Source organism: Roseateles sp. (assembly GCF_039595295.1).
Lineage (GTDB): Bacteria > Pseudomonadota > Gammaproteobacteria > Burkholderiales > Burkholderiaceae_C > Roseateles.
Map to the genome: position 1 here is coordinate 21571 of NZ_JBCNLU010000031.1, position 13136 is coordinate 34706.

Annotated in this window: 13 protein-coding genes; 9 read left to right on the top strand and 4 right to left on the bottom strand. The window is 68.6% G+C overall.

Features of this window, described 5'->3' with window-relative positions; genetic code table 11:
- Positions 1-15: 15 nt before the first annotated feature.
- Complete coding sequence (locus ABDW59_RS18955; protein ID WP_343631966.1) at positions 16-576, top strand: thymidine kinase; 561 nt, start codon at positions 16-18, stop codon at positions 574-576.
- Between the two features lie 85 nt (positions 577-661).
- On the opposite strand, the gene ABDW59_RS18960 is transcribed toward ABDW59_RS18955, so the two are convergent.
- On the bottom strand, positions 662-898 hold the full coding sequence (locus ABDW59_RS18960) for a hypothetical protein (protein ID WP_088385503.1): 237 nt from the start codon (positions 896-898) through the stop codon (positions 662-664).
- Between the two features lie 297 nt (positions 899-1195).
- On the opposite strand from ABDW59_RS18960, the gene ABDW59_RS18965 reads away from it, so the two are divergent.
- The 4 genes from ABDW59_RS18965 (at position 1196) to ABDW59_RS18980 (ending at position 5642) form a co-directional block, all read left to right on the top strand.
- Positions 1196-1753 (top strand): GAF domain-containing protein, encoded by a 558-nt coding sequence (locus ABDW59_RS18965; protein ID WP_343631972.1) that lies wholly within the window; start codon positions 1196-1198, stop codon positions 1751-1753.
- Between the two features lie 284 nt (positions 1754-2037).
- The gene (locus tag ABDW59_RS18970; protein WP_343631974.1) at positions 2038-3072 is read left to right on the top strand and encodes a branched-chain amino acid ABC transporter permease; all 1035 of its coding nucleotides are present in this window, start codon (positions 2038-2040) and stop codon (positions 3070-3072) included.
- A complete protein-coding gene (locus ABDW59_RS18975; RefSeq protein WP_343631976.1) occupies positions 3059-4909 on the top strand; it encodes a branched-chain amino acid ABC transporter ATP-binding protein/permease in 1851 nt (616 codons plus the stop codon). Before ABDW59_RS18970 ends, ABDW59_RS18975 begins: the two co-directional genes overlap by 14 nt.
- A 1-nt stretch (position 4910) precedes the next feature.
- Positions 4911-5642 carry an ABC transporter ATP-binding protein gene (locus tag ABDW59_RS18980; RefSeq protein WP_343631978.1) on the top strand — a complete coding sequence of 244 codons (732 nt, stop codon included), beginning with the start codon at positions 4911-4913 and terminating at the stop codon, positions 5640-5642.
- Positions 5643-5708: 66 nt separating this feature from the next.
- Here ABDW59_RS18980 and ABDW59_RS18985 read toward each other — a convergent pair whose 3' ends face one another.
- The gene (locus ABDW59_RS18985) at positions 5709-6182 is read right to left on the bottom strand and encodes a VOC family protein (RefSeq protein ID WP_343631980.1); all 474 of its coding nucleotides are present in this window, start codon (positions 6180-6182) and stop codon (positions 5709-5711) included.
- A gap of 476 nt (positions 6183-6658) precedes the next feature.
- On the opposite strand from ABDW59_RS18985, the gene ABDW59_RS18990 reads away from it, so the two are divergent.
- Positions 6659-7588, top strand: a complete 930-nt coding sequence (locus ABDW59_RS18990; protein ID WP_343631982.1) for an HDOD domain-containing protein — start codon at positions 6659-6661, stop codon at positions 7586-7588.
- Here ABDW59_RS18990 and ABDW59_RS18995 read toward each other — a convergent pair.
- Positions 7557-9197: a glycine betaine ABC transporter substrate-binding protein gene (locus ABDW59_RS18995; protein ID WP_343631984.1), complete on the bottom strand. Its 1641-nt coding sequence runs from the start codon at positions 9195-9197 to the stop codon at positions 7557-7559. The two genes, ABDW59_RS18990 and ABDW59_RS18995, sit on opposite strands and share 32 nt — an antisense overlap.
- A gap of 128 nt (positions 9198-9325) precedes the next feature.
- Between ABDW59_RS18995 and ABDW59_RS19000 the strand changes: the two genes are divergently transcribed.
- Positions 9326-9910 (top strand): hypothetical protein, encoded by a 585-nt coding sequence (locus tag ABDW59_RS19000; RefSeq protein ID WP_343631986.1) that lies wholly within the window; start codon positions 9326-9328, stop codon positions 9908-9910.
- 49 nt (positions 9911-9959) lie between these two features.
- On the opposite strand, the gene ABDW59_RS19005 is transcribed toward ABDW59_RS19000, so the two are convergent.
- A complete protein-coding gene (locus ABDW59_RS19005) occupies positions 9960-10469 on the bottom strand; it encodes a proline racemase family protein (protein WP_343631988.1) in 510 nt (169 codons plus the stop codon).
- 275 nt (positions 10470-10744) lie between these two features.
- Between ABDW59_RS19005 and yajC the strand changes: the two genes are divergently transcribed.
- Together yajC and secD are read left to right on the top strand one after the other, a co-directional pair.
- The gene (gene yajC, locus ABDW59_RS19010; RefSeq protein ID WP_343631990.1) at positions 10745-11068 is read left to right on the top strand and encodes a preprotein translocase subunit YajC; all 324 of its coding nucleotides are present in this window, start codon (positions 10745-10747) and stop codon (positions 11066-11068) included.
- A 131-nt stretch (positions 11069-11199) separates the two neighbouring features.
- Entirely contained in the window at positions 11200-13116 is a 1917-nt protein-coding gene (secD, locus tag ABDW59_RS19015) for a protein translocase subunit SecD (protein WP_343631992.1), read from the top strand.
- Positions 13117-13136 lie beyond the last annotated feature (20 nt).

Here is a 13136-nt window from a genome sequence, read left to right on the forward strand (position 1 = left end):
GGGCTCTCGAAAACCATGGCCAAACTGTTTTTCCGCTACGCCGCGATGAATGCCGGCAAGTCCACCGCCCTGCTGCAGGTGGCGCACAACTACGAGGAGCGCGGCCATGCGGTGCGCATCTTCACGGCCAGCGTCGATGATCGCTATGGGAAGGGCTTCGTGACCTCGCGGCTGGGGCCACAGCGCCAGGCGGAGGTGTTCACCTTGGAGACCGACTTCCGCGCGCTGCTGACGCAATCGCCGGGCATCGCCTGCGTGCTGGTCGACGAGGCGCAATTCCTGTCCAAGGAGCAGGTCTGGTCGTTGCACGAGATCGCGCACATGCGGCATGTGCCGGTCATCTGCTACGGACTGCGGACAGACTTCCAGGGCGAGCTGTTCACCGGATCGGCGGCGCTGCTGGCACTGGCCGACGAGATGGATGAGATGAAGACCATCTGCGACTGCGGTCGCAAGGCCACGATGAACATGCGCGTGGATGCCAGCGGTCGCAAGCAGACCGAGGGTGCGCAGGTCGAGATCGGCGGCAACTCCCGTTACCGCGCGGTCTGTGGGCGCTGCTTCAGGGCGTCCTGAGCAGGCGCGGAGCGCAAGATGCTCCGTCAAGCAAGGCGGCGCGGGCCGGCATCGAGCCGACCTCCGGCGCCACGTGAGCCTGGGCTTACTTCTTCGCCAGCTGTTCTTCCAATTCCTTGCAGGACGGAGCGCAGACCGGCTGGGACTTGCCCAGCAGCTTGCGGGACTTCAGCAGCGCGCGAGGGCGATGCTTGCCGCAAAGGAAGCACGACATCGTGGCCGCGCCGAACGAGGAGGTCGCCGCGAAAGGCGAACCGGGAGCTTTAGAGCGATAGCGAAGACCATCGGCTTCGATGGTCGTCTTGGTCGTATCCTTGGCCACTGATCCTGATCCTGATAAGAGTATGAAATGCGGCGCCGACGCCCCGAGTTCCCCCCTGGGGGCAGACGGCGAAACCCGTATTTTCCTACAAGCGCGGGCCAACCCGTATCGGGCCATCGCTAATGCCCGCGACGAAAGGTCGTCCAGCGCGTCGTCATACGACACTCCAGGGCCCTTGAGGCCTGTAGCACGACTACAAACCGGCTTGGCATGATCTAGGGAAAACACCTAGAATGCGGCCCGCGCCGTTTCACCGTGGCGTCAACGACAAGACAACACAGGGAAGCGAGCGCATCGATGGAGAGGATCGAAGGGCTGTTTGCCGCCATGCGGGCGGCCAGTCAAGACTTGGAATGGCCCGCCACGGAGTTCCGCGACGCGGGACTCGACGCCCCCGGCGATTTGGCCGCGCGATACGCGCAAGCCGTCAGTGAAGCCCTGTGCGACTACTTCCGCAGTTCGCACGCCAGCCTCTGGTTGCTTGACGGAGAACCTGGTCTCTATCGGCTGCGCTGCCTGGGCGGCGAGTCGGTCGACGGCCCCAGCCATCAGCTTCCCGTCTGCGAGCAGCAGGCCTACCCCGGCTATTTCGACGCGCTGCTGGGCGAGGGCGTGTTCCGCTGCGTCGACGCGCAAACCGATCCGCGCATGAGCAAGCTGCAGCCGCCGCCGACCTGGCGCGCAATGCTGGACGTCAGCGGTCAGATCAACGGCAAGACGGTGGGCGTGCTCGCGCTGGGACAGCGCGGCGTCGCTCGGGAATGGTCCAAGCGCGAGGAGCTCGACCTGCGCCGCGCCACCGCCAAGGCCTGCCTGCATCTGCATTCGCTGCGCGGCGAACTCGAAGCCGTCTGAGCTTCCGCGAGCCGTCTCTCGCTACTCGCCCTGATGCCGGGCGTCATTGACGCCATTCAAGCTCGACCGACCGGTCGGATGAATGTCTTGCGAATTGTCAATGCGGCATCCACTGACGGAACCCCTGGCGAATCTCGCTAGAGTCGGTCGCACAGTCGAACCCAAGTCGAACATACGACCAACCTCGGGCAGACGGCCTTCGGAGCGGCCGCGACGACGCCACCCTTGAGGTCGGCGCGATCGCGGTCAACGGCCGCTTGCCCGGAACCACGACAGGAGACACGGTGGACGGGGCGATAGCAAGCATCCTGGTGCTGGACGGAGTCACCAATGGCGCGATCTACGCGTTGCTGGCATTGGCGCTGGTCCTGGTATTCGCAGTCACGCGGGTGATCTTCATCCCGCAGGGCGAGTTCGTCGCCTTCGGCGCATTGACGCTGGCGGGCCTGCAACTCGGTCAGACACCGCTGACCATCCATTTCCTGATCGCGATGGCGCTGCTCGCCGCGGTGCTGGACCTGATCGCCGCCGCGCGAGCGGGCCGCATCGGGGTGGAGTTCAAATCCATCATGCTGCGCGCGCTGCCGGGCGTGGTCATCGGTGTCGCGGCGCTGCTGCTGGCGCCGATGAAGCTGCCGCTGACGGCGCAGGCGCTGATCACGCTGGCCGTCGTCACGCCCATGGGCGGGCTGCTGTATCGATTGGCCTACCAGTCCCTGGCCGACGCCTCCGTGCTGGTGCTGCTGATCGTGTCGGTCGGCGTGCACTTCGCGTTAACCGGGCTGGGGCTGGTGTTCTTCGGCGCCGAGGGCTCGCGCAATCCGAGCTTCTGGGACGCCTCCTTCAGCCTCGGCCCGCTGCTGTTCTCGGGGCAGACGCTGATCATCGTGCTGGTGTCGCTGGCGTTGATCGCGGCGCTGTGGCTGTTCTTCGAGCGCAGCCTCTACGGGAAGGCGCTGCGCGCCACCGCGGTGAATCGTCTGGGCGCGCGGCTCATGGGCATTTCCAGCACTTCGGCGGGTCGGCTGTCGTTCACGCTGGCAGCCTTCATCGGCGCGCTGTCGGGGATCCTGATCAGCCCGACCACGACGATCTTCTACGACAGCGGCTTCCTCATCGGCCTGAAGGGCTTCGTCGCCGCGGTCTTCGCCGGACTGTCGAGCTACCCCGGCGCCGCCGTCGGCGCGCTGCTGGTGGGGCTGGTCGAGTCCTTCAGCTCCTTCTGGGCGAGCGCCTTCAAGGAGGTCATCGTCTTCACCTCCATCCTGCCGGTGCTGCTGTGGCGCAGCTGGCGCAACCCGCACCATGAGGAGCATTGACGTGGCCGCCGATCGTTCCTCCACGCTGGCTTCGCCGGCGAAGCCCTCGACCGGCGCCGGCGCTTCACGTCGCATCGTCCCCGCGCTGCTGCTGATCGCCATCGCGGTGCTGCCGCTGCTGCCGGTGCCCGAGTTCTGGATCACGCAGCTGAACTACATCGGCATGTTTGCGCTGGTCGCGCTGGGTCTCGTGCTGTTGACTGGTGTCGGCGGGCTGACTTCGTTCGGCCAGGCGGCCTTCGTCGGCGTGGGCGCCTACGCGACCGCGCTGCTGAGCGCGCGCTACGGGCTCTCGCCCTGGCTGGGCCTGGTGGTGGGCATGGGCGTGACGCTGGTGATCTCGCTGGTGCTGGCGCTGATCACGCTGCGCATGTCCGGCCATTACCTGCCGTTGGCCACCATCGCCTGGGCCCTGAGCCTGAACTTCACCATCGCCAACCTGGACGTGCTGGGCAAGTACGACGGTCTGCTGGGCGTGCCGGCGATCGAGCTCTTCGGGCTGAACCTGGCCGACGGCCGCGCCATCTACTACCTGATCTGGCTGTTCGCGATCCTGGGCGCGATCGCGGTGCGCAATCTGCTGGACTCGCGTCCCGGCCGCGCGATCCGCGCGCTGGGCGGCGCGACGGTGATGGCCGAGGCCATGGGCGTCTCCACCTTCCGCTACAAGGTCGTGATCTTCCTGATCGCGGCGCAGCTGGCATCGGTGTCGGGCTGGCTTTTCGCGCATGTCCAGCGCACGGTGAACCCGAGTCCCTTCGGTCTGAAGATGGGCATCGAGTACCTGTTCATGGCCGTCGTCGGCGGCGTGTCCAGCGTGTGGGGCGCCTTCGTCGGCGCGGGCGTGTTCAAGATCATCGAGGACCAGCTCAAGGAGTTGCTCCCGCGTCTGCTCGGCAGCAACGGCAACTTCGAGATCATCGTCCTGGGCATCGTGCTGGTGCTGATGCTCAAGTACGCGCCCAAGGGCTTGTGGCCGTCGCTGCAGGTCTGGATCGCGCGTCGCTGGCCGACGCCGCCGCGCGCCCGCGACTGGGAGGGCGCTGCGGCGCTGCCGGCGCGGGCGAAGCCGCAGGCGGGCTCGGTGCTGCTCAAGGTCGACAAGCTGCGCAAGCAATTCGGCGGGCTGGTCGCCGTCAACGACGTCAGTTTCGAGCTGCGCGCCGGCGAGATCATGGGCCTCATCGGCCCGAACGGCGCCGGCAAGTCCACGACCTTCAACCTCATCTCCGGCGTGCTGTCCGCCACCAGCGGACAGCTTCAGTTCGCGGGCGAGTCGGTGACCGGCTTGCCCTCGCGGCAGATCGCGCGGCGCGGCCTGTCGCGGACCTTCCAGCATGTGAAGATGATCGCGGACATGACGGTGCTGGAGAACGTCGCGCTGGGCGGCTATCTGCGCTCGCGCAGCGGCACCGCCAGCGCGATGCTGCGCCTGGATCGTGAGGAGGAGCGCCGCCTCTTCGCCGAGGCCGAAGCACAGCTGCGCCGCATCGGCATGCAGGACCATCTGCACGAGCTCGCCGGGAATCTGGCGCTGGGCCCGCAGCGGCTGATGGAGATCGCGCGCGCGCTGTGCAGCGATCCGACGCTGCTGCTGCTGGACGAGCCCGCAGCCGGGCTGCGGCTCAAGGAAAAGCAGTCGCTCGCGGCGGTGCTTCGCCAGCTGCGCGCCGAGGGCATGAGCATCCTGCTGGTCGAGCACGACATGGACTTCGTGATGGGCCTGACGGACCGCATCGTGGTGATGGAGTTCGGGACCAAGCTCATCGAGGGCACGCCGGCCGACGTGCAGGCCAGCCCGGAGGTGCGGGCGGCCTATCTGGGAACGGAACACTGACATGAGCGAGTTGTTGAAGGTCAGCGGATTGCACGCCGGCTACGGTCGCGCCGAGGTGCTGACGGGGCTGGATCTGAAGCTGCGACAGGGCGAGGTGGTGACCGTGATCGGTCCCAACGGCGCGGGCAAGAGCACGACGCTGAACGCGCTGATGGGCGTGCTGCCGGCGCGCGGTGAGATCCTCTTCGACGGCGAGGACGTGAACGGCCTCGGCCTGGAAGAGCGCGTCATGAAGGGCCTGGCCCTGGTACCGGAGAAGCGCGAGCTGTTCACCACCATGTCTGTCGAGGACAACCTGGTGCTGGGCGGATTCCGTCCGATGCGGCTGGGCATCAAGGATTGGCGCGATGAGCTGGAGCGCGTCTACGCGCTGTTCCCGCGCATGAAGGAGCGTCGCACGCAGTTGGCCGGCACGTTGTCCGGCGGCGAGCGCCAGATGCTGGCGGTCGGCCGGGCGCTGATGGCTCGGCCCAAGTTGCTGATGCTTGACGAGCCCAGTCTGGGCCTGGCGCCGTTGATCGTGAAGGAGGTGTTCCGCATCGTCTCGCGCTTGCGCGAGGCCGGCGTGTCCATCCTGCTGATCGAGCAGAACGCCCGCGCGGCGCTGGAGGTCGCGGACTACGGTTACGTGCTGGAGACCGGCGAGATCGCGCTGCAGGGCCCCGCCGCGGAGCTGGCCAAGGATCCGCGCGTCATCGAGACCTACCTCGGCGCGGCGCGCAAGTCGCACTGAGCCGGATCAGGGGCAGGGTGTCGCGAGCGCGATGCCCTGCCCGGGCGCCCCGAGCCTGGGGCGCGTTCAGTGCTGCTGGCCTTCGGCGAACATCTTGGCCAGTCGCTCGCGCAGCTGGGCTTCGCTGACGTCCTCGATGTGGGTCGCGACCATCCACTTGTGGCCGAAGGGATCGGTGATCGAGCCCATGCGGTCGCCCCAGAACTGGTCCGCCACCGGCATGTCGACGGTGGCGCCGGCGGCCTCGGCCGCCTTCACCGTCGCGTCGGCGTTGGGCACGTAGATGGTCAGGTTGACGGGTGAGCCGCCGAGCTTCAGCGGACTGGTGCCGCCGTACTGCTCGCGCTCCTCGGTCATCATGAAGCGGGCGCCCCCGACGGTGAGCTCGGCATGCATCAGGCCGTCGGGCGCATCCAGTCGCAGGCACAGCTCGGCGCCGAACACGCGCTGATAGAACTCGATGGCGGCCGGCGCGCCGCGCACGGTCAGGTAGGGCAGGACGCCGGACGGCGCGGGCACGGCATTCACGGAACTCGTCATGGTGGTCTCCGGAGTTGAGGAAGGAACACATCCCTACGACGACTGGCATGCTGCCGTTTCGACAACGATGTGTCGCGAGCTTTACCTTGTACGGCCGCGCCGCCGCGTCCGACTCCCCGAGTCAGGGGGAATGTCACCGCAATCCCATCGATCGGAGCCCGGTCGGCCGACCATAATCCGCCGACCCGACCATGGCCCTGCTGTCCTCCCTGCGCAAACTCCTGTCCGGATCCGCCGACGCGAAATCGTCCGGCGCGGCCGACGGCATGGGCGCTTCGAAACCGAGCGCGCAGGGATCCGCGGGGCGATCGAGTCGGCCGCCGAATCTTCCCGCTGACACCCCCGCGAGTCGGCCTGCGAGTCGATCGGCGTCGTCCGCGTCGCGGGTCGGCGTGCCCTCGGCCTCCGCCCAGAATTCCCAGTCCCCGACCGTCGCGCCCGCGGCCCCCTCGCAGCAGGCGGGCCCGGCGTCTACGGTGCCGGCCGGCCATGCGGTGCTGGCCGCCTTGCCGGCGCTCGAGGCCTCGTCGGAATGGCTGCAGTTCAGCGGCCGCCTGCTCGGGCTGTCGCGGCTCAAGGACGTCCCGCCCTCCGCCGGCGAGCAGGGCCTGATGCAACGCCTGCAGGCGCAGCGCGGCTCGCAGTGGGCGGATCAGCTGCCGCGTCTGCCGGCGGTGCTGCCGCAGCTGATGCGGCTGGTCCGCCGCGATGACGTCTCGTCGAACGAGCTGGTCCAACTGTTGTCGCGCGATCCCAGCCTGGTCGGTGAGCTGATGCGTCTGGCCAACTCGCCGCGCTACCGCCCGGAGCGGGAGATCACCGATCTCTCCGGCGCGGTCTTCGTGCTCGGCCAGCAGGGCCTGAACCAGTTGGTGATGAGCGTTGCGCTGCGGCCCATCTTCAACCAGGCCAAGGGCCGCCACGGGAGCGGTGCCGGCACCCTGCTGTGGGACCTGAGCGAGCGCGCCGCCGTCGCGACGACCAAGCTGGCCAATGCCGGCGACGACGAGTTCTCTGCCTACCTGGCGGGCCTGAGCTCGCAGCTCGGTCTGATGGCGCTGCTGCGGGTGCTGGACGGGATGTCGGCACCGACGATCCCGCCGTTGGACCGGGAGGGCCTGCATCGGCAGCTGCTGCCGCTGACGGCCGCCTGGTCCGCGCAGATCGTCGAGCACTGGGGTTTCCCATCCAAGGTCGCCGAGGCGCTGGCGCCGCAGCCCGGACGCGGGGCGGAGTCGGCGGTGCTCGCGCAGTTGGTGCGGCAGGCCCAGGCCGTGGCCTTGCGTCAGCTGATGCAGCCGGGCTTGCAGCCGGCGCAACTGGGCGACTGGTCCGCCGCGCAGCAGCGGTGCTACGCCGAGCTGGAGCGCGAGTTCAGCGTGGGTAACGCGCCAGCGCCCGCGTGAGCAGGGCGAAGACGCCTTCGAACAGCAGCGCCAGCGCCGCCGCCGGCAGCGCGCCGGCCAGCAGCAAGGTCTGATCGTTCAGCGCCAGTCCGGTGACGATGCGTTCCCCATAACCGCCCGCGCCGATGAAGGCCGCCATGGTGGCCGTGCCCACCGACAGGCTGGTCGCGGTGCGCAGCCCGGCGAGCATCACCGGCATCGCCAGCGGCAGCTGCACCAGCCGCAAGACCTGGCCCCGGGTGAGGCCCAGCGCGCGCGCCGCCGTGGTCAGGCCTTCCGGGACTTCGCTCAGCCCGACGGTGCAGTTCCGCAGTACCGGCAGCAGCGCGTAGAGCGTCAAGGCGACCAGCGCCGGCAACGGACCGATGCGGTTCATCCCCCAGATCAGCAGCGCGAGCATCGCCAGCGAGGGCACGGTCTGGAGCAGGGCGCAGAAGGCGAGCAGCGACTCGCGCCAGCGCGGCCAGGGATGCAGCGCGACCGCCAGCGGCACGCCGACCAGTGACGCCAGGGCGACCGCGCCCAGCACCAGGGTCAGGTGTTGCCAGGTGAGTCGCGCCAGATCCGGGCCGGTGAGCCGGGCCCAGAGGCCGGGCTTCGCGTCGGCACCTCCGCTGCTGACTGGCGATGCGGCGCTCCATGGCGTTGATGCGGTGGGGGAGTCCGAAGCCGCGGGCGCGGTCGATGCCACCGGTCCGGCTGAGGCCGCCGACCCTGCCGCCTTGGCTGGACGGCGGGCGAGGAAGTCCCGCGCGATCGCGTCGAACGGCCGCTTGCGGATTTCCGCCTCGGCGTTCATCGCGATCATCGCGGCTTCGTCGATGCGGCCTTGCAGGGTCCGCAACGCGGCCCAGGCTTGCGGATGCCGCTGCGGCAGATCGGCGCGATACAGCAGCACCGCGTCGTAGCGCGGGAAGAAGTGCCGGTCGTCCTCGAGCACCGTGAGCCCAAGCGCCGCGATCTGCGCGTCGGTGGTGTAGATGTCGGTGAGGTCGATCTGCGACTCGGCCAGCGCGCGGTACGCCAGGCCGTGGTCCAGCCCTTGCGGCTGCTGCGGCAACGCATAGCGCTTGGCGAGTTCCGGCCAGCCGTCGGCCCGGCCGATGAACTCGTTGCTGAGCCCGAATCGCAAGCTCGTGTGCGCGGCCAGCTGCGACAGCGAGCGGATCCCCAGCTCGCGCGCCTGCGGCGCCCGCATCGCCAGCGCATAGCCGTTGTTGAAACCCAGCGGCACGCCGATCGCCAGCCCCAGCGGTTGGAGCTCCGCCTGCAACTGCGCCAGCGGCGCGCCGGTGCCGGCGTGGCCGAGGATCTCGCGCTCGATGGTGCCGAGGTACTCGGGATAGACGTCGATGCTGCCGGCCTTGAGTGCCGCATGCACGATCGCAGTGTTGCCCAGGCCCTGACGGATCTCGACCGCCGCGGCCGGATCCTGGGCGCGCACCGTCTGCGCCAGCAGCTCGGCGAGGATGTAGCTCTCGGTAAAGCGCTTGGAGCCGATGCGCAGCGGTTCGGCGGTTGATGCAGCCTGTGCGGCGGTCGACGCCGCAATCGCCAGCAGGCACGAAAGAAGCGCGAGGCAAGGCCGCAGCCAGCGGGAAATCAGCATCGGCGCAGCATAGTCGAGCCTTCTTCTCGACGGCCTGTCCCCGCGCCGCTGCAGTTCGTCGCCCGGGCGCTCCGGCCATGGAACCCGTTCGCATAGAGTCCGCCCATTCCACGACCCCAGGAGCCGCCATGTCCCGATCCGCACATCGTTCCGCGTCAGGTCCGGCCGTCCCGGCGTTGGCGGTCTCCGTCCGTGTGGGACTGGCCTCGGCGGCCATGGCGCTGGCATTGAGCGCCTGCGCGCAGACCGCGCCGCCTCCGCCGCCCGCGCCCTCGTCGGACTCATTCAGCGCCGGCATCAGCTTCGACGCCAAGGCGGTGGACAAGGACCTGCAGGTGCCTGTCTATCCCGGCGCCACGCCGATGATCGAGCATAAGGACGACAAGTCCGGTGTGACCATGAGCTTGTGGGGCGGCCTGTTCGGCATGAGCGTCTCGGCCGGCAAGTTCCAGAGTCGCGACGACGTGGACAGCGTCGGCCGCTATTACCGCAAGGCGCTGACGCGTTACGGCACGCTGCTCGATTGCGGCGATCCGCAAGTCGCCCGCGGCAAGCCCAAGGACGGCGGCCCCATGACCTGCGACGACGACAAGCCCGAACCTGGCGGTCAGCTCTACAAGGTTGGCCAGGCGAAGAACTTCCGCGTGGTGGCGATCAAGCCGCTCCAGGACGGCACGACGCAGATCGCCATCGCCCGCGTGCAGTTCCGCTGACCGGCGCGACCGCCGATCAAGCCGGCGCGACCGCCGATCAAGCCGGCGATCAGGCCGGCGGCATGCCCCAGCCGTACGGGTCGTCGGCCTCGACGACCATGGTGCCGTCCAGCAGCACATGGGCGCGGGCCGTTTCCGGCTCGCCGTCGAGGCTGACGCTGCCGTCGAGCGCGAACGCGGCGCCGATCGAGCCGGTCGGCGTGTCCAGCCGCAGCGGCCCTGGCCGCAACTTGCCCAGATGCGCCAGCGAGGCGATCACCCCCACTGTCGCGCCGAACCGGCGCTGGGGCGCCAGAGGCCCCTCGGCGTCGAACAGCAGCACGCCCGCCAAGCTGCCGGGGTGTTCCGGCTCGGTCAGGATCGCTCCGACCGTTCCAGGTGCGCAACGAGGCGCGCCGGTCAATGCGCCACGCCAAGGCGCGTGATTCGCCTGGAAGTCGGCCAGCCGGCTCTCCATGGTGGCGCCCGCCAGAGGGGGGCCGCCGGAGGCGACCAGACGCGTCGTCGCGCCAGCGGTGTGGGAGTCGATGACCCGGATGACAACGGGCAGGAAGTTCATGCGCGCACCTTCTGAGGGGACCGCGAGGGTCCGGGTGGTCGAGAACGGTTCGCCGCGCACTCCGCCGCCGGTCGAACCTGGGGTTTGCCCGACGGTATGGATTGAGATTGCGCAGGTCAACCCCAGTTAAATCCGCGTTCGCCGGGGACCGGGCCGGTCAAACGGCCCGCATACAATCGCAGGTTCTTTCGTTCGCTCGGGCCTTTCGCCCGACGGCGCCCCGAGGCGCCCCCGGCTCACCGCCTGCGCCAACGCATTTCCTGAGGGACATCGACGTGTTTATTTCCAACGCTTACGCCCAAACCGCGGCTGCCGCCGACCCGATGGGCGGCATCGTGCAAATGCTGCCCCTGGTGGCCCTGTTCGCCATCATGTATTTCGTGATGATCCGCCCCCAGATGAAGCGGCAGAAGGAGCACAAGGCGCTGGTCGAGGCGCTGGCCAAGGGTGACGAGGTCATCACCGCCGGCGGTCTGCTGGGCAAGGTCAGCAAGATCGAAGAGAGCTACCTGCGCGTCGAGATCGCCCCGGGCGTCGAGATCCAGATCCAGCGCTCGGCCGTGGTGCAGGTGCTGCCCAAGGGCACCGTCACCAAGTGACCCCCGCGGACGATCGGCCCCCTGGTGTCGACCGTCCCTGACGACCGGCCCGCGGCGATCGCGGGCCGTGTCTGCTTTCAGAGGCGCCACCGGCCAAGGGTCGCGGCGCCGGGTTTGCAGAGGATCTCCTCATGAACCGTTATCCGTTGTGGAAGTATGTGGTGCTGCTCGTGGCACTGCTGGTCGGCTTCATCTACACGCTGCCGAACTTCTTCGGTGAGGCGCCGGCTATCCAGGTCTCCAGCGCCAAGGCCACCGTCAAGGTCGACGACGCCGTGCGCGAGCGCGTGGCCCAGGCGCTGACCCAGGCCAACATCGCCCCGGACTTCGTCCAGCTCGAGGGCAGCTCGGTGCGCGCCCGCTTCGGCGACCCCGACACCCAGCTCAAGGCCCGCGACGTGATCACGCGCGCGCTGAACGGCCAGTCCAGCGATTCCCCCCCGTACATCGTCGCGCTGAACCTGGTGTCGCGCTCGCCCCAGTGGCTGTCGGCGCTGCACGCCTTCCCGATGTATCTGGGCCTGGACCTGCGCGGCGGCGTCCACTTCCTGATGCAGGTCGACATGAAGGCCGCGCTGACGAAGAAGGCCGAGTCGCTGACGACCGACCTGCGGACCGTGCTGCGCGACAAGAACCTGCGCCACGCCGGCATCGCCCGTGACGGCGACGACGTCGTCATCAACTTCCGCGACGAAGCCACCCGCACGCAGGCCTCGAACCTGCTGCGCGACCAGTTCCCCGACGTCGCCTGGACCCCGCAAGGCTCGGGCTCCGAGCTGCGCCTGTCCGGCGCGCTGACGCCCAAGGCTGTCATCGCCGTCCAGGACGCCGCGATCAAGCAGAACATCACCACGCTGCACAACCGCGTGAACGAGCTGGGCGTGGCCGAGCCGGTCATCCTGCAGCAGGGCCGCGACCGCGTCGTCGTGCAACTGCCGGGCGTGCAGGACACGGCCAAGGCCAAGGAAATCATCGGCCGCACCGCGACGCTGGAGATGCGCCTGGTCGACGACGGCACCGAGGCCCGCGAGGCGGTCCGTCAAGGCACCGCGCTGCCCTTCGGCACCGAGCGCTTCGTCAACAGCAGCCGTCCGGCGGACGACCCCGAGCGCGACGTTGTCGTGAAGAAGCAGGTCGTCGTCACCGGCGACAACCTGAACGACGCGCAGCCCGGCTTCGATGAAAACCACAACCCCTCGGTCAATCTCACGATGGATGCCAAGGGCGCGCGGATCATGAAGGACATGTCGCGCGACAACATCGGCAAGCGCATGGCCATCATCCTCTTCGAGGAAGGCAAGGGCGAGGTCGTGACCGCCCCGTACATCCGCGGCGAGCTGGGCAACCGTTTCTCCATCACCGGCAGCATGTCGGCCCAACAGGCCAGCGACACCGCGCTGCTGCTGCGCGCCGGCTCGCTGGCCGCGCCGATGAAGATCATCGAGGAACGCACCATCGGCCCGTCGCTGGGCAAGGACAACATCGACAAGGGCATCGCGTCGGTCACCTGGGGCTTCGTCGCCGTGGCGATCTTCATGTGCCTGTACTACATGATGTTCGGCGTGTTCTCGGCCATCGCGCTGGGCTTCAACCTGCTGCTGCTGCTGGCCGTCCTGTCCATGCTGCAGGCCACGCTGTCGCTCCCCGGCATCGCCGCCATCGCGCTGGTGCTGGGCATGGCCATCGACGCCAACGTGCTGATCAACGAACGCGTGCGCGAGGAACTGCGCGCCGGTCTGCCTCCGCAGCAGGCCATCCATGCGGGCTATGAGCGCGCCTGGGCCACCATCCTGGACTCCAACGTGACGACGCTGATCGCGGGTCTGGCACTGCTGGCCTTCGGCTCGGGGCCGATCAAGGGCTTCGCGGTCGTGCATTGCCTGGGCATCGTGACCTCGATGATCTCGTCGGTGATGTTCTCGCGCGCGCTGGTCAACCTCTGGTACGGCCGCCGCAAGCGTCTGAAGTCGGTGTCCATCGGCACCGTGTGGAAGCCCGGCACGACCGGCGCGGCCGAGGCCGCCGCCGACACGGCCGAGGCGAATTGAAGGCTCCGGCCGTCAGAAGC